Source organism: Niastella koreensis GR20-10, assembly GCF_000246855.1.
GTDB lineage: Bacteria > Bacteroidota > Bacteroidia > Chitinophagales > Chitinophagaceae > Niastella > Niastella koreensis.
The window spans coordinates 3,756,502-3,776,958 of sequence record NC_016609.1; the positions used below are offsets into that span (position 1 = coordinate 3,756,502).

Annotated in this window: 13 protein-coding genes; 6 read left to right on the top strand and 7 right to left on the bottom strand. The window is 46.8% G+C overall.

Features of this window, described 5'->3' with window-relative positions:
• Positions 1-131: 131 nt before the first annotated feature.
• The 5 genes from NIAKO_RS36770 to NIAKO_RS14680 form a co-directional block, all read right to left on the bottom strand.
• Positions 132-3,353 (bottom strand): polysaccharide lyase family 8 super-sandwich domain-containing protein, encoded by a 3,222-nt coding sequence (locus tag NIAKO_RS36770; RefSeq protein WP_049815524.1) that lies wholly within the window; start codon positions 3,351-3,353, stop codon positions 132-134.
• Between the two features lie 223 nt (positions 3,354-3,576).
• On the bottom strand, positions 3,577-4,530 hold the full coding sequence (locus NIAKO_RS14665) for a DUF5017 domain-containing protein (protein ID WP_014219228.1): 954 nt from the start codon (positions 4,528-4,530) through the stop codon (positions 3,577-3,579).
• A 32-nt stretch (positions 4,531-4,562) separates the two neighbouring features.
• A complete protein-coding gene (locus NIAKO_RS14670; RefSeq protein ID WP_014219229.1) occupies positions 4,563-6,575 on the bottom strand; it encodes a RagB/SusD family nutrient uptake outer membrane protein in 2,013 nt (670 codons plus the stop codon).
• 18 nt (positions 6,576-6,593) lie between these two features.
• Complete coding sequence (locus tag NIAKO_RS14675; RefSeq protein WP_041348639.1) at positions 6,594-9,812, bottom strand: SusC/RagA family TonB-linked outer membrane protein; 3,219 nt, start codon at positions 9,810-9,812, stop codon at positions 6,594-6,596.
• Between the two features lie 122 nt (positions 9,813-9,934).
• The gene (locus tag NIAKO_RS14680) at positions 9,935-14,086 is read right to left on the bottom strand and encodes a hybrid sensor histidine kinase/response regulator transcription factor (protein ID WP_165761296.1); all 4,152 of its coding nucleotides are present in this window, start codon (positions 14,084-14,086) and stop codon (positions 9,935-9,937) included.
• A 186-nt stretch (positions 14,087-14,272) separates the two neighbouring features.
• Here NIAKO_RS14680 and NIAKO_RS14685 point away from each other — a divergent pair, with 186 nt between their 5' ends.
• The 6 genes from NIAKO_RS14685 to aat all read left to right on the top strand — a co-directional run bounded on the left by NIAKO_RS14685 (position 14,273) and on the right by aat (position 17,471).
• Positions 14,273-14,482, top strand: a complete 210-nt coding sequence (locus tag NIAKO_RS14685) for a hypothetical protein (protein ID WP_014219232.1) — start codon at positions 14,273-14,275, stop codon at positions 14,480-14,482.
• A gap of 68 nt (positions 14,483-14,550) precedes the next feature.
• The gene (locus tag NIAKO_RS14690) at positions 14,551-15,333 is read left to right on the top strand and encodes a fatty acid desaturase family protein (RefSeq protein WP_014219233.1); all 783 of its coding nucleotides are present in this window, start codon (positions 14,551-14,553) and stop codon (positions 15,331-15,333) included.
• 2 nt (positions 15,334-15,335) lie between these two features.
• On the top strand, positions 15,336-15,842 hold the full coding sequence (locus NIAKO_RS14695; protein WP_014219234.1) for a hypothetical protein: 507 nt from the start codon (positions 15,336-15,338) through the stop codon (positions 15,840-15,842).
• Positions 15,843-15,904: 62 nt separating this feature from the next.
• Positions 15,905-16,360, top strand: coding sequence for an SRPBCC family protein (locus NIAKO_RS14700; RefSeq protein ID WP_014219235.1), 456 nt, complete (start codon positions 15,905-15,907; stop codon positions 16,358-16,360).
• A gap of 150 nt (positions 16,361-16,510) precedes the next feature.
• The gene (locus NIAKO_RS14705; RefSeq protein ID WP_014219236.1) at positions 16,511-16,807 is read left to right on the top strand and encodes an ATP-dependent Clp protease adaptor ClpS; all 297 of its coding nucleotides are present in this window, start codon (positions 16,511-16,513) and stop codon (positions 16,805-16,807) included.
• Positions 16,808-16,823: 16 nt separating this feature from the next.
• Complete coding sequence (gene aat, locus NIAKO_RS14710) at positions 16,824-17,471, top strand: leucyl/phenylalanyl-tRNA--protein transferase (RefSeq protein WP_014219237.1); 648 nt, start codon at positions 16,824-16,826, stop codon at positions 17,469-17,471.
• A 71-nt stretch (positions 17,472-17,542) separates the two neighbouring features.
• Here aat and NIAKO_RS14715 read toward each other — a convergent pair whose 3' ends face one another.
• Positions 17,543-18,031 carry a hypothetical protein gene (locus NIAKO_RS14715; RefSeq protein ID WP_014219238.1) on the bottom strand — a complete coding sequence of 163 codons (489 nt, stop codon included), beginning with the start codon at positions 18,029-18,031 and terminating at the stop codon, positions 17,543-17,545.
• A 278-nt stretch (positions 18,032-18,309) separates the two neighbouring features.
• Complete coding sequence (locus NIAKO_RS14720; protein WP_014219239.1) at positions 18,310-19,677, bottom strand: exonuclease domain-containing protein; 1,368 nt, start codon at positions 19,675-19,677, stop codon at positions 18,310-18,312.
• Positions 19,678-20,457: the final 780 nt, after the last annotated feature.

The window sequence follows — 20,457 nt, forward strand, 5'->3', positions numbered from 1 at the left end:
ATGCCGGAATTTTCAAAAATATATTAAAAAAAGGGAAGTAACAATCAGCATACTTCCCTTTTTTCCATTTGAAAAAATAAAACCCCTCCCAATTGCTCGGGAAGGGCTCCTTGTTTCTCCAACTGCTGCTTTTACTTCACCAATGCATGATATCTCGCTAATGCTTCTATAAAATAATAATCTGCATAGATCAACGGCGTGTCCAGTTCAAACCCATGCGGAATGCTGCCTACTGAGTGTTTCAAAATAAAATTACCATTGCCGCCTGGCGAACTCCGGTATTCGGCACTTGCCAGGCTATGCAAAATATCTTCTGCTGCTTTGAAATAAACGGCGCCTTCTTTTCCCAGGTAAGTACTCAGCTCCAACAGGGCCGAGGCAGTAACGGCCGCAGCGGAAGCATCCCGGAATTCAGGCGATTGTCCTTCCTTTGCTTTTGAGCGAACGCCGGGCGCATAACCGGCCTGGTTTACATTGAAATCCCAATACGGTACTTTATCAGCAGGCAATCTTTTGTGGGTTAAATAAAAATCAGCCATCTTACGCGCTGCGTTCAGGAATTTAGCATCGTGCGTTTCGCGGTAGCAAACCGTAAACCCATAAATTCCCCACGACTGCCCCCTGCTCCACGCCGAATTGTCTGCATAGCCTTGTGCAGTTTCTCTGGCCAGTACGCCGCCATTGGCTGTATCATAACAAACAACGTGGTAACAACTGTAATCGTCGCGCACCTGGTTCTTTAACGTGTTTTCGGCATGATGAATGGCTATGTCGCGATACCGCGGATCGCCTGTGATCTTTGCCGCAAAGAACAGCAGCTCCAGGTTCATCATATTATCAATAATCACCGGGTATTTATAGGTTGTAGTGCCATGCCACGACTGAAAACTATTCCACGATTTAATACACCCTGGCCGGGCATCGTACCGGGTGGCCAGCGATTTCGCCGTTTGCACCAACACCCTGGCATAGCTGCTGTCGCCGGTAAGGCGGAACGCATTGCCATAACTGCAATACATCAGAAATCCAAGATCGTGGTGACCGGTAAAGAATTGCAGGGGTTCGAGTTTTTTTGTCCAGGCTACAGCCGCTTCTTTTAAGGAAGCGTCCTTCGTATATTCATACGTGTACCATAAACTGCCGGGGAAGAACCCGCCCGTCCAGTCGCGGCGCTCGGTGCATACCAGCTTTCCATTGGCATCGAGCGTACGGGGAAATAAGGTATCGTATTCACCTGCCTCCACCAGCATGCCTTTCAACTGACTGCTGGCAAAGGAGAAGTTATCGGCAATAAATCCTTTGGCATTCTCCATTGTAAAAGAAGCGCTGGCGCCGGCCCGCACCCCTTGTGGTAAGGCACAGTTCCATTGTATGGAGCCGCCTAACGCCGGTGTACGAACGGTAAGTGTAATTGCCAGGGCCGTTTGCGAAGGATCGGCCACCGTAGCAGCAATACTTTTACCATCTATATGTTGCAACATTACCACACAGGGTTGATCTACACTTACAGAAACATTGCCATCAACCAGGGTACCGGGTTTGTAAAACGCAAGCTGCAGCATTTGCAGACCAGTGTGTTTTACCGCCTGCAGGGTATCGGTGTTTGCCAGAATGCGCACCTGCTCCTTCGATGCCTGGATCTCCTCCTGTTTGCCTGGCACCACCACATAGGCATATTTGCTATTGGTGGGAGCTATGCCATTATTTAACCACAACTTGAAAACATTACCTTTTATTTCTGCAGCAGAATTACTGTTATTGATCTTATACCAGCTTCCTTTTTGTTCTCCGGTGCCTACGGTCAGTTGGCCGCCTTCGGGAAAATAATAGCCAACATCATTGTGCCATACAAATGAGGGGTTATTGAACACGGCCTGTTTGCCGGCGCCCAATTTTGTTTTATCAATTTGTACGGAACCGTTCAACCAGCACTGGTTCAGGGTAGTTAGAATGGTATTACTTCCACTGCTATTAATGCCGGCTCCTAAGCACACAATCTCTTTATCAAAAAAGAACCACGATTTCCTGGCCTTTACGCCATCATAGTTCATGTCATACACCGTAGCGCCATACAGGCTATCACCTACACCGCCTGCAAACGTTGTACTGCCCGGTTCGCCCCAGAACTTATCCATGGCCACATCTTCTTTATGATCGGCGGCTGTAATGCCTGGTAGCTTGTCCCACTCCCACACCGGCATGATGTTATAATATTCATCGCCCTTTACCTGGATGTTGGTGGAACCATCGGCCAGGTACCGGCCATACAGGTTTTCTTTATTGCCCGATTCGGTGCGGCGTGTTCTGGCTGACACCATCCGTACATTAAAACTATAAGCCGGACGAATATGCATCGTATAATCTGCCCGCCAGTAGTGGGTATGACTGGCCTGCACTTCATAATTCACCGGTTGCAACCCGGAGGTACGCGCCATCGCTGCATACCAGTCGGCCGACCGGCGGGGATCAACCAGGCGGGCATCATCCAGCAAACCCTGCTCGCCCTGTTTGCTTAAAATATTCGGACGGGAAATTCCTCTTCCTTCTACATTAAAGTCGATATACCTGCCTCTGATGGTTCTCAGGTACGTATTATCGAAGTAGGTAGATAACCGGTTCAGGGCAGAATCATTGAGTGCATAGGGCGTGCCCCGAACGTATTTCGCTACCCGGTACTCCCCCATCAGGAATACGGCTCCATAGCTGCTCAACTGCAGTTGCGGCCCATGTTGCAGATAAGAATAATCGTGCTGCAATCCCTCTTCGGTTGTAAACTGCACCGGTTGAAAGGCCTGTTGCACTGCGGTGTCCATCAAGTGTTCATTACGGGTAAGCAAGGCACGGTATAAATAATGGATCGCAATATCCAGTTTATTGGCGCCGGTCATTTTAAAAATATTTCCCCGCTTCATTCTTGCCAGTAACGAATCTTCCAATGAGGCCGGAATAGCTTTTCTTGCAAACCGCATGGCGATCAGGATCTCGCCAATGTTTTGCGGACTTCTTATTTCGTTGTGCCACCAGTTGCTGCTTTTGGGATCTTTGGCATACCAATACCGTAAACCGGCAACTATGGAGGGATATAAACTGCCCTCATCTTTTTGCGCATACACCAACGCCATATTGTACAAACGCGACAAATGCGTCCCGGGCTGCCAGGTAGTAATTGTCGTATTGCTGTAATCGATATCGGGCCAGGAACCGTCGGCACGCATGGCCAACTGATCATGGGCAGTTACCTTTATCAACGCTGGCGTAGCTTCCTTCTTCAAATCGGTATACACCCGCGTAAGAATAGTATCAAACACCGCCGGCGGCACCGGCGTTCCGGCCTGCAATTGACCCAGCATCATGCAACTCAAAAGGCAAATAAAAAACCATCTCATCGTTAATTTATAAACTCTTGTTTTAGGTATTGCTTGTTATATTTTAACTGGCTTTTCTGGCAGACGGCAGAAATCCGCAACGCGGCAATCGGGCCTCCCCCCTGCCCCCTCCGGTGGAGGGGGAGTTGGGCAACCTCGCGATAAAATTTAACCGTTTCTCCGCTCAGCCTTCCAGGCCTCCCCCCATCCGCTACTGTATCGTCAAATCCAACGTACTAATGCTGCTTGTTGAATTATCACGTGTAGCACTATTAGCTATAAAAGTAGCCTTATAACTCCCCGCCTTTCCATAGACGTAAGTATAGTAAGGTAAGGGTAAAGTAATGCCCTTAATTGCTACTCCTACATCCGGTGTTACTTTTGTAAGGTCTACAGGACCCATAATGGTCCAGGCTTCGGCATCGGCAGTGGCTAAGGCGGCCGTTGCGGCGCCGGTGATCACTAATGAAGTGCCGGCGCTTACTACCCAGGTAAAGGTGTTGCTCACCGGGTAAGCTACCCAACCCGGACTGTACGTTGGCACCCCACCGAAGTTAGCCGTAATGGGCGAATTGTTCGCCAGCAAATTGGCAATTGTATACACTGATCCATCCTTTAAAGTGTTGGTCACCGTAAGCCCGGTGATGGTCCATTTGTTTTGAATGGAACCGGCCTGGCCCAGGTATTTGAAGGCCAGGAACACAGGTTTGCCCGCCATATCAGTGAGATCGATGGCGCCTGAGGCAGTGGCTGTAGTGTTAGTGGCAAATTTGCCACGGGAACTGATGTCCGTCCAGGTAGCCGCTTTTATATTTGCCACCGTGGTAACGGTATCCGTGCCGGCCACGCCTTTAAAATCGGTGCTCGCCATCAGGGCCAGCGATCCGGTTTGTGCGCCCGCATTCAGCGCGCTCGAAAATTGTAAAACGGCTTTTCCTGCTTCTGATACCCGGTTGCGCAGATCGTAAACATGGCCCGGTTCGCCTGAATAAAAAGTTATTGTATTTGGACTACCGGTAAAGGTAAAAGTAGCGTTGCCACCTGCATGGTATAAGGTGCTATCTGCCGTTACTTTAAAATTGGACATTGAATCCACTTCCAGTTTCCGTTGGCAGGCCGAAAAAGCAGCCAGTCCCGGTATGAGTATATAGATCAGCTTTCGCATATTGCAATGTTTTATTTAGTACGGACCACTATTTACCAGCCCGGATTATTATTGGTGATTTGTTTGTTAACCGTCATTTCTGATGAAGGGATCGGGAATAACAGGTTTCGTTCGCTCACGTTGTTATACCCCAATGCCGCCTGGGTTTTTGTATTGGTAGTAACCGTAGCCGTGTTGTTGATATCCTGCGCAACGGCTTTCATGGTTGGGATAAAGATACCCCAACGGATCAGATCGGGCCGGCGCAACGATTCAAAACACAACTCCCGGGCACGCTCATTCTGAATATCGGTCATGGTAACACTGGTTAAATCAACATCCGCCTTTGATAACAAGGTGGTGGAGGCAGTAGCTGCCACACCCGCATAGGTAAATGTAGCACCGGTAACATTGGGATCACTGGCGCCGCTCGCCTGCGTGGGCCCCACACCGGTTGAAATGCCGGCTTTTGTAACCGTATATAAATTACCATTGTTAACCACCTGCGCATTCAAGGCATAGGGTATTTTCGGCTGCCAGGCATTGCCTATATACACCAGCGGTGCAGTAGTAAAACCAGAACCACCTGAAACAAGAGCAACGGTTGCAATACTTCCATTGGTAATAGTGGTTGAATACGCCAGTCCTGACCCCTGGTTGGTAGATCCAACCAATGGCGCGGTGGTATAACCAGAACCGGGTGTCAACAGGGTGATCGAACTAACGGGCGCGGTATTACCATTTACGGTGTACCCCCGCTCACGAACCTGGTTTATGGCATTCACGGCTGTAGCGGTTGATCCATTCACATTCAACTCTGCTTCGGCCAGCATCAGCAGCACATCGGCGTAACGCAACAGCGGAAAATTTTCAGGGGTAAAGTTCTTATTCTTGGGATATATCTTTTCGTAATTACGGCGCCATTTGGCGCTGGTGCGGTTGTAAGCAAAGGGCCCGGTCAATGCGGTTCTGGTTACCAATGGCGGCGCTGTAGTAGTGGTAACGGTATAGTTAAAAGACTGGATGGCCCAATCTCTTCTGGGATCGGTTACATCGTATAAGTTGTACAATTTGCCGGTTGCCCAAACAAACCCGTAGGAGTAACCGGTATCGGAATAAATAAAATCTGAGGCGGATGAGCCACTGCTATAGGTATTGGTAGCGGTAAAGGGAATACCATTGGCGCTGCCTACCCAGCCACCTGTTTGTTGCGTGGTAGTGTTATTGCCCGAAAAATCAACTTCCCACATCTGTTCTTTAATATCATACACATCCGAGGCTTCGTTGATGAACACCTGGTTAAAGCTGGGGTTCAAACTATGCAACCCTGACTGCTGTACTTTGGTGGCCCAGGCCAGGGCATTGGCATATTGCGTTTTATCGTTAATGGGATTACCAGCCATATACAAACAAACACGCGCCAGTATGCCTTCTACCGTAGTTTTTGAAATGCGGCTGCTGTTGCCGATCTTATCTGCAGTAAGTACTTTCTTTTCTGCGGTTGTCATATCATTCACTATCTGTTCGTATACTTTCGCAGCGGGTGAACGAGGCACGCTCAAGCTGTCGAGACTATTGGCAGCCACTGTTTTCAGCGGAACGTCGCCAAAGTTGTTCACCAGCAAAAAGTGATAATAAGCACGCAGGAACAGGGCTTCGCCATAAATAGCCTGGGTACCTACAGAAGTATCTGCAGGATCGAGGTGCACGATCAGTTCATTCGCCCTTTCAATTCCGGTATACAACGTATTCCAGAAAGCGTTTACATCGGCATTTGTATAATCGAAACTGTATACCTGCACGCCCGAGGTGAGCACGCGGCCTGCGCCGCCATAAAAGCTTTCATCGGTACAGGCGCCTAACTGGTAAAACATGGCGCTGCCGTATACAGAAGTTTGAAATAAGGGATTGTACACGCCGGCCAACGCATTGGTTAAATTGGCGCCTTTATAATATTGAGCGGGTGGTAAAAAACTGGTTGGTTCGGTGGAAAGGAACTTCTTACAACTGCCCAGTGCACACAACACCGCCAACAATGAGAGGTATATAGTTGTAGTACGTTTCATTGGTTGCTTTTTTAATAATTAAAAGGAAACATTGGCGCCGAATACAATGGTACGGGCCCGTGGGTAAGGTGAATAATCGAAGCCGGCCGTCAACACAGAGATATACGCATTCACTTCAGGATCCTGACCCGAATACTTCGTAAGGGTCCACAGGTTTTGTGCTGATGCATACAACCGGAAGCTGCTGATCTTCGCTTTTGCTATCCAGCTTTTAGGCAAGTTGTAACCCAGCGATACAGTTTTCAACCGCAGGTACGATCCGTCTTCCACCGTGCGGGAGGAATATCCACCGCCATAAAAACCATTGGTGCGAAACTGGTTGGTATTGGTATTATCGGGCCGCCAGCGATTGTTATAGGAGGCAAACTGGTTCAGGTAGCTTTTACCCAATGCGTTCCCCGCAAAAACCATGTTATTTACGTTCTGAATATCGTTACCATAACTCCATTGAAAGAATATGTTCACATCAAATCCCTTCCAGGTTACGTTGTTATTAAAACCGCCAATGTGAACCGGCAGGCCACGGCCAATCACCGTATAATCACCGGCATTCACCACCTTATCGTCATTCAGGTCTTTGTACTTGATATCCCCGGGTTGAATGGAAGAACGGGAATTACCATTGGTAGTAATGTTATCTATCAACGTATACCCGCTGGCAGTAGTTTTATTAAACTCGTTGGGCTGGTATACGCCATCCCATACATAACCATACATCTGGCCAAGGGGTTTGCCCACCTGTGCTATATAAGCCGGCGCAGTTTGCCAGTTGTTGTCCCAGCGAATGGTGGAGAGCAGGGTTGTTTGTCCGTTTGCCAACCCCAGCACTTTACTCTGGTTAAAGGCGATGTTGAAGCTGGAGTTCCAGGTAAGGTCTTTTTTCCGGATAGGTGTAACGTTAAAGGCTAACTCCAAACCCTGGTTCTGCACACTGCCAATGTTCATGTATACGGTGGTGTAACCGGAAGAAGTGGGTACGTTGGCGTTCAATAACAGGTTCTTTGTCTTCTTCCGGTACACATCGGCCGTAATGCTCAACCGGTCGCCAAGCAGGCTCAGGTCCATACCGGCATTCAACTGGGAAGTTGTTTCCCATTTGAGGTCAGGATTTCCGATGGTAGCGGGCACGGCGCCGGTTACCGGTACATTGTTAAATGTGTACACCGAGGTCAGCGTTGGCGATTGGCTGTACGTTGCCAGGTAGGCGAAATCAGCTACCCGGTTGTTCCCGGTATTTCCATATGACAGTCGCAACTTACCATCCGTTAGTATATGTTGGTTTTTCAGGAAGGGTTCACTGGTAAACCGCCAGGCAATAGCTCCCGAAGGAAAGTATGCCCAATGGTTTTGCGGCGCAAACTTGGAGCTGCCATCGGCACGGAAGCCGGCAGTAAGCAAGTATTTTGACTGGAAGCTGTAGTTCACCCGTCCTAAAAAGGACGAAGCTGTCCACAGTGATCCGGTACTTGTTACCGCCAGCGGAGTGCCTTCTCTCAGGTCGTTAATGCCTAACGATTCGTTGGGCACCTTAATGGCGCTTACGCCATACGAGGAAGTCTTATTGCCTTGTTCGGTAAACCCGATCACCGCATTGATCGTATGGTCGGTACCGATGGACCTATTATAAGTAAGCGTGTTTTCGTTCAGCCATGAATTGGCTTCATTGTAAGTGATGGAGCCATTGGGGCCGTTGGTGGTGATCTGCGAATTACCATAGGAGGTGCTGCTGTTATTGAATTGTTCATTCCGCAGCGTGGTGCCGTTTATGCCACCTGTTATGCGCAGGGTCAGGTTATCGGCAACCAGGTATTCCGCATATCCATTTACGCTGATGGCCTTTGTAAAGTTGTTACGCACCAGGTTCTGCAAATTGGTTACGGGGTTGAACCGGTAATCCTGGGTAGAGGGTACTTCCGGATCGGTAAAACCACCGGTTCCCACATCTATCACCCCAATGGCCTTTTGACTGGCTACACTGGGTGATACAGGTCTGTAGCCCCACACACTATACATCAGGTTGGTGGTGCCGCTATTGGTGCTCTGGTTGGGCGACAGGCCCTGTTGCACCAGGTAACTGTAGTTGGCGTTGATGCCTGCCTTCAGGCGTTTGTCAACGGTTTGATCGAGCACTACCCTGCCCTGGTAGCGTTTGTACTTAGAGGCTATCACAATGCCCGACTGATCGAAGATATTGCCCGAGATGGCATATTTCGTTTTATCATTGCCGCCGGTCAATGACAGGTTGTGGTTTTGAATGGGCGCCGTTTGCAATACCGCATCCTGCCAGTCGATGCTGGCCGCGGTATCCTGGTAGTACGCCGGCGTAGTACCACCACTCATATATAATTGGTACGGCGTGGGCGTTGCACCGCTGCCGCTTACATAAGGTACAGTGGAAGGGTTGAATTCCAACTGGTACTTCACAAAGTCGGCCGGGCCCATGAGCTTTATTACTTTGGACGATTTTTGAAAACCATAGGAACTGTTCAGTGAAATGGTGGGCGCCCCAGCCTTTCCCTTTTTAGTGGTGATCAGAATTACGCCATTGGCGCCTCTTGCGCCATAGATGGCCGTAGAAGAAGCATCCTTCAGCACTTCCATCGACTCAATGTCCTGGGGATTGATCACGTTGTTATTCGGGTTCTCTATCGGAAATCCATCTATCACATACAGGGGTGAATTGTCCTGCGTAATGGAGTTGGCGCCGCGGATCACGATGTTTACATCTGCTCCGGGCATCCCATCTGAGCTGGTAACCTGTACACCCGCCACGCGGCCGGCCAGGGCTTCATCAAAGGAGCGTACGGGCGCTTTCAGGATGTCGTCTATCTTTACCTGGGCCACGGAACCCGTAAGGTCTTTACGCTTTACACGGCCATAACCAATTACCACTGCACTGTTAAGCTCGGTACTAACCGGGGCCAGGCGAATAATTACCCCCTGTTTTATAATGGTGGTAAAAATGCGGGCGGCATAACCCACATAATTAATGGTCACCTTCACCGAATCTTCGGTCTTACAAACGATCGAAAAGGTACCATCGTCGGCAGAAAGACCCCGCCCTAACAATGCCCCGTTGTGGAGACTATTGATAGAAAGGGACGCGCCGCCAAGGGGTTCGCCGGTCTTGTCATTTACTATTTGTCCGGCAAGCCGGGAAGTGGGGGTAGTCTGGCCATGTACTGTCGCCAGCCCTATAAGGCCAAAGGCCAGTAGAAAAAGCAGGGGTATACGCATAGCAATCTTTAATTGAATAATGCAGGCATTAATCATAGCAGTTCCTGTTGTTTTGGTGCTACTAATTTGAGGATGATTGCGGCTTTCCCGGGGGTAATTATTCGTTTTTGAAGGGGTAAAGATCAGTCTTCCCCGCTTTTAGACTCATTTTTAGTCCCGGTGGTAAAGGATTCTATGTATTCGGTGGGTGATACGCCAAATTGTTTGCGGAACTCTTTGCTGAAATATTTGCGGTCGCTAAACCCTACGCGATAGGCTACCCCGGCAATGGAGGGGTCGCTGCCGGCTTGTTGTAACAGCTCGGCCGCCTTTTTTAACCGCACCGATTTTATAAAATCGGCGATCGACAAATTTGTCAGGGCCTTTAGTTTTTTATAAAGAACCGTCTGGCTCATGCCGGCTTTCTTCAGCAACACCGGCACGCCAAAATCGGCATCTTCCATGTGCTCTTCTACCATGGCCACCAGTTTTTGCAAAAAGAGATCTTCTGCCCTGGGTTCTGGTTGTTGATCGGCAATCAATATCTCTTGCACACTGGGTTGCAGGGTTACCTGCCGGGTAAATTTTTCGCGGATAATGTTTCGCAGCGCCAGCAGGTTGCGCACCTGCAATTCCAACACCTGTAAAAGGAATGGCTTGGTGATGTAGGCATCGGCCCCGGTTCGCAAACCGGTAAGCTGGGAGGCGGGCGCCGCCCGGGCCGTTAATAAGATCACCGGGATATGATTGGTGCGTTCATCTGTTTTTATGCGGTTGCACAAAGTAAATCCATCGTCCTCCCCTTCCATCATCACATCGCTGATCACCAGGTCGGGAATCAGGGTAGTAACCGTTTCCCAACCGCTGGCGCCGGTGGCCGCTTCGGTAATTTCATATTGATTGCTCAATGCATCGCGGATCATTTGCCTGATGGCGGTATTGTCTTCCACCAGCAATAAACCGGGTTTGGCTGAACCGGTTACCATTCCGTTTTCTTCAATACCAGCAATATCATTGTCCTGTTCCGCCAATTCCGCCATTTGCGCCCGTTGTACGGTGCCAACGCCCGACAATTGTTCGGCCGTAAAATGGGTATTGTCTAATGGCAGCGTAATGGTGAAGGTAGTACGCCCGTTCGTTTTGCCTTCTGTTGCCGGCACACTTTGCACGGCTATTTGTCCGCCATGCGCTTCAATAATACTTTTCGAGAGGGCCAGTCCAATCCCGGTGCCCAGGATGCCATTGCCTGCATTGCCAATCTGGTAAAACCGGCTGAACAATTTCGATTGCTGTTCGGGCAAAATGCCTTTGCCTAAATTGCTTATTTCGATAGTAATGTTCTTCTCCTCCGTTTGTTGGATGGCTACTGTTATATTACCATCATCATTGGTAAACTTAAACGCGTTCGACAGCAGGTTGAACAACACTTTTTCCAGTTGTGTGGGATCGAACCACGCGGAGATATTATTAACTGAAGTATTGAAAGTATATTTTATAGAACGGCCCGTAGCCAGGTCATGGAAGGAGGAAAAGATGTTCCGGCTAAAAGCCACCACATCACTTTCGCTTACATTCAGCTGCATAATGCCACTCTCCGCTTTTCTGAAATCCAGCAGTTCGGTAACCAGCCTTATCAGGCGGTCGGCATGTTGTTTTACCAGCCCCAGCTGGCGGCTGATTACTGAATCTTTGGGTGCGTTCTCCAGCAAATGTTCAACCGGACCAACAATCAGTGTTAACGGCGTTCTGATCTCGTGGGAGATATTGGTAAAGAAATCGATCTTCTGCTGATGCAGTTCTTCCTGCTGCATTTTCTGCTGGTGCTCATAATACAGATCGCGTTCCAGCCGGGCCTGGCGGTTAAAAAAGCGGATGGTAATATATAAAATCCCCGCGATTACAATTACATATATTAAATACGCCCACCACGTTTTCCATAAGGGCGGCCGCACTACTATTTCCATCTTTGCCGGTTCGGTAGTCCATACGCCATCATTGTTACTGGCACGAACCAGGAAGGTATAATGCCCCGATGGCAAGTTGGTGTACGTGGCAGCGGGATTGTCTACCACATTCCAGTCCTTTTCAAACCCTTCCAGTTTGTACGCGTACTGGTTCTTACCCGATTTTATATAATTCAGCGCCGCAAACTCAATGGTAAAAATGTTTTGTGCTGCCGCAAACGTAATGGATTTTGTAAAGGGCATCGATTTTGCGAGCAACTCATTATCATCCTGGATGCCTACGGGTTTATTAAACAAACGCAACCCGGTAAATACAATAGGTGGAATGGCCTGGTTCACCCGCATGTGTGCGGGATAAAAACTAATCAATCCTGTGTAACCACCAAAGAACAGTTGTCCATCGCCATCGCGGTAAAAGCTGTTATAATTAAATTCATTACCGGGCAACCCATCGTAGATATTATAATTTACCACCGCGCCATTGGCCGCATTGAATTTGCACAATCCGTTATCGGTACTCAACCATAAAAATCCCTGTTCATCTTCCAGGATGCCGCGCACATTATTACCCGGCAACCCGTTTTGCAAATTGTAGGTAGTGAATGTTTTTGTATCCGGATGGTACAAACACAAACCACCGTCGTATGTACCAATCCACATACGGCCGCTCCGGTCCTCGTGCATACAGTTAATATAATCAGATACCAGGCTGTCTTTATGCCCGGGATGTTTATAGAACCAGGTGAATTTTTCTTCGCCGGGTTTCAATACATTCAACCCATGCGCGGTTCCTACCCATAGATTTTTATGACTGTCTTCAAACACCAGCCGCACCCAGTTGCTGCTGATGCGAAAGCGGGAACCGGGGTCAGTGGTAAAGCTTTCGCTTTTTCCGGTGGCGCGGTTCAGCAAATTCAATCCCTTGCCATATGCGCCTACCCAAAACCGGCCCCGGCTGTCTTCCTGCATGCAAATGATATTATCGCCCGAAAGGGAAGCTGAGTCTTTTGCATCATGTTTGTAGTGCGTAAAACTCTGCGTGGCGTGGTTGAACAAATTCAGGCCCCCATCGTAGGTGCCAATCCAGATGGCATTGTTGTTGTCGCGGTAAATAGCTTTTATAAAATTGCCACTGATGCTGCGCGCATTGGCGGGGTCGTGCTTATAGTGAATGAAGTGGTGGTGTTTTCTGTCGAAATAATTCAGCCCTTCTGCCTCGGTACCAATCCACAGGTTTTGTAATTCATCGGCCGTAATAGCACTCACCACATTACTGCTGATGCTGTTTACCAGCGTGCTGGTTTTATATACGGTAAAGGGCGTACCAATAGCATGGGTCACATTTACGCCGCCAAACACGGTTCCCACCCAAAGCGAGCCATAGCGGTCGATGTACAGATCGCGAATGGAATTATTGCTCAGGCTGTTCGGGTTTTCCGGGTCATTACGAAAAACAGTGAACGTTTTTGTTTCTGTATTGAAATAATTCAGTCCGTCAATGGTACCAATCCACAAATTGCCAGCAGAATCAACGATCATTTTACGGATGATGTCGCTGCTGATGCTGCCGGGCAACTGGTTGCTGTGCGTATAATGAAGAAAGCTATAGGTATTTTTATTAAACAGGTTCAGACCGCCGCATTCGGTTCCCACCCATAGCCCGCCTTTTTTGTCCTCCACAATGGTCGACACGTTATTGCAGCTCAGGCTGGCAGCATTCCCCGGTTGATTGGCGAATGTGGTATAACCGGTTTTGCCTTGTTGCAGCGTCATGCGAACCAGTCCACCGCTGGTGCCGATCCACAGTACCCCCGCATTGTCTTCACAAACTGCTTTTACTTCGTTGAATCCCGTACCGGGAAAAAAGGGCTGAAAGCGAACGGGCTTGTCATTCGTCAGCAGGTTCAGTCCGTTATTCGTTCCTACCCAAATTCGCCCTGCGTGATCTTCATAAATACAGTTAATATAATTATGACTGATATGGCCGGGTAACGAATCGGCCATCATGCGTTGAAAAGCATCTTTTGCGGGCAGATACAGGTTCAGTCCGCTTTGTGTGCCCACCCACAGGCGGTTGTGGCGGTCGCGCAGTAAAGCAAAAATATAATCGTTGTGGCTGATGGTAGTGGTATCCGCAGGTGTGCTGCGGTACACCCGAAAAGTACGCGTGTTATAGCGGTTTAAACAATTGCGGGTGCCTAACCACATAAAACCGGCGCTGTCCTGCACAATGGAAATCACCGAACTTTGCGACAATCCATCTTCAACCGATAAATGGGAAAAACTGCGGGCGGTAGGTTGCTGACCAAAGCAGAAAATACAAGTGCACAAAGCCCAACATAACATGAGTGCGGATGGCCAATGCAAAAGCAGGGCTGTATGTAGTTTGGTTTTTAACACGTGTTCACCAAAGGTAGCCAATTGAGTTGTAATAATTCCGCAGGCGTTGTATATTAGCGGTAATACATATGCTCGATGATTTTTTCCTGATTTACCTGGAAAGGGAAATAATTCCCAATGCATTGGCTCAGATTGCCCACCCCGATACCAATTGCCGGATACGAATGTAAAAACAGGGATAAAAAAGACGGCGTTTACATTTACCTCGTGAAGGGGAAAAAAGTAACCCCGGTAAAAACACTGCCGGTATCTGTTATACACCGGAAAGATTTCAAATGGAGGTTTATCAAAGATTACTGGACAAAAAACTATAAAACATTTTTATAACAGACCCGGTCTTCCTTGTTGCATGCTATTAAAAGCTGGTGTACATTTGCGTAACCAACCTTTATTGTATGACCCACCAGGAAATACTCCGCAAAGTAGCATGGAAAGACCTGAAAAGCCTAAGCATCAAAGAAATGCTCATTGAAAACAACCTCACTATCCCCTGGTTCGTTTTGTCAATGATCTTTGCTTATTACGGATATTATTTATTTGCATTGCCTTTCTCGGCATTTTTCTTTCTTACCGGGCTGCGACAGGTGCACAATGGCTTTCACAATTCGCTGGGCACAAATAAATTCCTCACCTGGCTGTCGTTGTATCTCAATAGCATATTGATGATCGTTTCCATACATGCGGTAAAATTCAATCACATCAGGCACCACAAATATTGTTTGTCTGAAGAGGATTATGAAGGCAAATCGGCCGGTATGACCTGGTATGGCGCTATTTTGTACGGTCCCGTTCACATGTTCCTTATTCATAAAGTAACCCTGCAACTGGGCAACAAAAATTACCGGCGAAATGTGATCCTGGAACTTATTTCCATCGCGCTTTTCGTAGCATTCGTGTTCTATTTTAAAATAGCCTTTCTCATCTATCATATTATTGTGATGCTCATTGGTGAATTCCTGATGGCTTTTTTCGCCGTCTGGACGGTTCACCACGATACCCATGATGCGCCTGAACTGGCCAGAACACAACGTTCGGGCTGGAAGAACAAGATCACCTTTAGCATGTTCTATCATTTGGAACATCATTTATTTCCAGCTGTTCCTACCATTAAATTACCAGAGCTGGCCAAACGCATCGACGAAGTATTGCCTGAAATTGAAAAGAAGAATACCTTTTAACCATGTGGACCCTCTCCGCCGACTACATCAATAACCTGAACTTCGATTACCTTGAAACGTATATATTGCGCAGGGGCTCCGAATACGAACAACTGGTAGCCACCAAACCCGATCTTGAATACAACGGCAGTATAATAAACAAAAACGAGGAATTCTTCCCTCACAGTATAAAAACGCACACATTCCAACACGATCACCCGGTTGTCTTCCGCATAAAAGAGCTGCTGCAAATTGAGATCGAAGAGCATCTTCGCTATTTATGTGCACCCGTATTTCACGATGCCATTGTTTTTTATGACCGGAATGACCGTGTGGTCTCCAGCCTGAATATTTGTTTAACCTGTTCTTTTTTGCAAACAGAAGAACTCTCATTAAAAGCAGATTATAAAACCTACGGTTACCTGAAAAAGTTATTTATCGAATTAGGACATCCCGTAGAAAAACCGGAATATAACGTCATCGATGAGATGGAAGCCATAAAAAAGACAATTAAAAAGCCCAAACGTTAATGGTCAAACAATTCCCGGGTATAATCGTTAAGTATACCGGACATTGTTAAAAACCATACTTTATGGCAAACTTCATGACAAACCTGATCGAAAAAACAGTAGTAATAAATGCGCTGACTACTAATGTTTGGAAAGCTTTGACCCAACCGTTCCTGATGAAACAATGGATGGGGGAAGAAGAGATGAACCTGCATATTCAAACCAGTTGGGCTGTTAACACGCCCATTACGATCTCGGGTTTTCATCACCTGCCCTTTGTTAACAAAGGCACCATATTAGAATTTGATGAAGAAAGGGTGTTGAGTTATTCGCACAACAGCTCTTTGTCGCGCCTGCCCGATGAGCCGGAAAACTATTCCGTTATAAAATTCAATCTCTCCCCTGCCGACGCACAAACCGCGTTAACAGTTACCATCAGCAATTTTCCCACAGAAACCATTTACAAGCACCTGGAGTTTTACTGGCAGTCTACCATTGTATTGCTAAAAAAATTCGTAGAAAACACCAACCTCATTTAATGCGGAGAATTACTCATTTTTGTACTACGTACACTTTATTTATTCTGAATGAGGCATTTACGCGAAAAACTCCCATTATTAAAAAGCCATAAAAGAGCTTGCTGCGCGTACGGTATTTTTATAAATTTGTAACGGAATAAACCATACTTTATGGCTATTGATGCGCCGGTTAAACCACATTATGAAGAGGATACAGATGTACTTACCTCATTGGACGAACCATACAGTTTGATTGTATGGAACGATGAAGTAAATACATTTGAATGGGTTATTGAAACCCTGGTAGAAGTGTGCGGCCATACAGCCGAACAGGCTGAACAATGCGCTTACATCATCCACTTTCAGGGTAAATATGCTGTAAAGCAGGGTTCTTACGACGATTTAAAACCACAATGCGATGCCATTACCGACCGTGGCATTGGCGCCACTCTTGAGGTATTAGCTTAATTCCCCCCACCCAGGCATGCCTTTATTTGCATTGGATAATGAATTAGTATTTCCCCCTGTTCACCTGGCTGAACCGGATGGCCTATTGGCGGTTGGCGGTGATCTTTCTACCGAACGTTTATTACTGGCTTACCGGCAGGGCATTTTTCCCTGGTACGAAGGACAACATATTTTGTGGTGGTGTCCCAATCCGCGTTTCATAATAACCCCCTCCATGCTGAAGGTGAGCAAAAGCATGAAACAATTATTCAAAAAAGAAGCGTTCACCTTTACTATCAATAAAGCATTTTCTGAAGTTATCAATAATTGTAAAAGCATTAGCCGGCCCGGTCAAAGCGGCACCTGGATCACTAATACCGTGAAGGAAGCCTATACCCGCTTACACCGCCTGGGATTTGCGCACAGCGCAGAAGTGTGGCTGAATAACGAACTGGTGGGTGGTTTGTATGGAATAAGAATGGGTAAAGTGTTTTTTGGCGAAAGCATGTTCAGCAAAGTAAGTAACGCCAGCAAATATGCTTTTATCAGTTATGTGCACGTACTGGAACAGGAAGATGTGCAGCTGATCGATTGCCAGGTGTATACCGAGCATTTGGAAAGCCTCGGCGCCTGTATGATTCCCCGGGATGATTTTATTCAATTATTACAAGAACTTATACCTTAGTTACAGGTTTCATGTTACAGGTTACAGGTTGAATTCCGTTTTCCCTGTAACATGAAACCTGGAAGCTGAAACTACTTCGCGTACGTAGCCACCGAATAATGTTTCAGGGAAGTAACTTTTAACTCATCGTTCTTCACATACACTTTTTTGTACTCGCGAAACTCGTTGTGGTTATCCATAAACCCAACAATACAGGAGTATTTATCCTCTCCTTTTTGAATGACGGGTTTGGGTTCAGAACCAACGTTGGGAAGAAACAGGGTATCGTCGCCTTCCATTTCTTCATACTTTAGTTTCATGACATACTGAAAAGTTTTTGGCGTTTCAAACAGCTTCACGGAAAAATACCAGTCATTTAACGGATTTTCTGTTTTCTGTTTGTACTCCGCCACCGGTTCGGAATTGACCGTAGTACGATACATGGGTACTTTTTCTGCAGGCGGTGTTTCCGCAGCAGGAGCCGCCTTTTTTGAAGCATCCTCTTTTACTGTTTCGTTGGGTGCTGTCTCACGACACCCGGCAGCAAGTAAACAGCAAAGCAACAAATTACGTTTTTTCATAGTGTGGGTCATTTTAGCAATAAATCTGGCCGCAAGTTTGGTACCAAAGTAAATGAAAAATGAGAAATGAGGAGTGAAGAATGAGAAAGTAAAGAAAATATTGAATATTAAATTTAAAATAATAAATGTTGAAGGAAAGAAGAAAACGAGGTAAAAGCTTAAAGCAAAAAGGCAAAAGCTGTATTCGCTTTCAGCTTTCGGCTTTGAGCATTCAGCCTTGTATTTGCTTGCAGCTTACAGCCTGAAGCATTCAACATTCAACGTACATAAGCCACTACTTAAAACAAAATCTTCTTATTTGGAAACCGCTCCACATACTGATACACCAGCCCCCGGATATAATCATTCTCCGGGTATTGCTTCAGGTAATTTTTTAATTCTTCGCGGCTGGTAATACCTGCGTCGGCCGGAATGTAACCCATGCCGTAGAACTTTCCTTTCTCCATTAAAATGCAGCTGCGTTCATCCCGTTCATTACCGGCATCTACCACCGCAAAAGTAGGCAGCCGCTCTTCCAGCCATTCCAATGCTTCGTGTACCCGTGCATTATAGGCATCTACCGGTTCTTTATGCTCGCAGGCGCCCAGGCAGGTATTATCGCTGGTTCCGGTACAGGGACCAGGGGCCGTTTGCATAAAGCATAATTTGGCGCATAAAGAAAACTGTTCTATTATTTTGTTCAGCAGGCGATGCCCTTCCAGCAACAGGTTGAAGGTATACAACGGCTGCATGTGTTTTTTCTTTTTGTCGATGGCCAGCCTGATGTAGCCGCCACTGTCTTCAAACATATACAAACCATAGATATGGGCGAACCGTTTCTGGCTGCTGTTGAACTCCGGCCACAGGCGTTTTATTTCCACGCTTTCCAGAATAAAAGCCATCAGTTCGGTAGGAGTGGTTTCATAGGTAATGCTGAAAATATTCCGCAGAAAGTCCTGCCGTTGTTTACCAGAACCATTGTGCGTGAAGTGACTGCTTACCCGGTACTTCAGGTTCTTGGCCTTGCCCACATAAATAACCTTACCGGTTTGATTATGGAAATAATAAACACCCGGGGTATACGGCAACTGTTCCACCTGTTCTTTAGGCAGGTTGGGGGGCAGCGATTGCTCCCTGGCGCCCCGTTTTATAAACTGCTGTATATGTGGCTCAGCGTTATGTAGCAGCAGGTGTTCCAGTAAACGTACGGTGGCATCGGTATCGCCGCCGGCCCGGTGCCGGTTGTAAACGGCAATACCAAAATGATTACACAGATTACCCAGGCTGTAAGAAGGCAAACCGGGGAACACTTTCTTCGTAAGGCGAACGGTACACAGCTTGTTTAAATTCAGCTCGTACCCTGCTGCACTGAAATGATGTTTTAAAAAGGAATAATCGAAGTTTACATTGTGGGCCACAAAGATCTTCCCGGTCAACAGCTCAAATATTTGCGGGGCCACTTCTTCAAAAGTAGGTGCTTCGGCCACCATATCGTTGGAGATACCCGTTAAAACCTGTATATAATACGGGATGGTACGCACCGGCCTCACCAGGGTTTCAAACCGGTTTATCACAGATTGTCCATCATGCAACACAATAGCGATCTCCGTTATATCGTTATTGGCTGCGTACCCGCCGGTAGTTTCTATATCAACGATAGCGTACATAGATTAATCGTAAAGTTACAAATAACGAACGAATCCGGCAGAACGGCGATCAAGCAACCCTAAGTTCATAAAAAGCTGATTATAAGCCGCTTTATATAATCCTACCCCATGAGTGTTTAATCCGGCCCACATTGTTAAACCTCAAAAATCCGTTGTCTATGCAAAAATTCAACTTGCAGGAGGCCAACGAAAAGAGGACTAAAATTGCAGTGATCGTTTTATTCTTCGCTGCACTGGTTCTGTTTTCGTACTGGTACACACAAAGCTAACTGCTTTGCCATCATTAGGAATTTTTTACGTTTTTCTTTATGAAGTGCAAAGCGGATAACCGTCACAATTAACTGTCTTTGCACTTCCTGTTTTTCCCATTTTTAGACTCAATGGTGCCTCCAACCCTTATTTTCACTTTTTTATAGCCTATATAGTTGCATGTATTGCAGTTGTGTATTACATTTGCCCAAGCTTTATAAACGATAGCCTGGCATTACCCCTAATTGGATTATATCCTTCCTGAACAACCACGGCTTTAATAGTAATACCCTTTTTTAATTTCTTTCCGAAGCCTCTGAAGACCGATTGCATGATCGTACTACGTATGTATTTAAAACTCTAAAAAACGTAGGATATGAAAAAGACAACACACAATTTTCATCTGGGCGAAAATGGCAAAGTAGCTTTATTAGCACTGGGCTTTTTATGTTTTATCATGTTGCTGTCGTACCTGTATTGGTATGCCTAGTAACAGTTAGCGCACACCTCCTTACTGAAACACAAAAACAT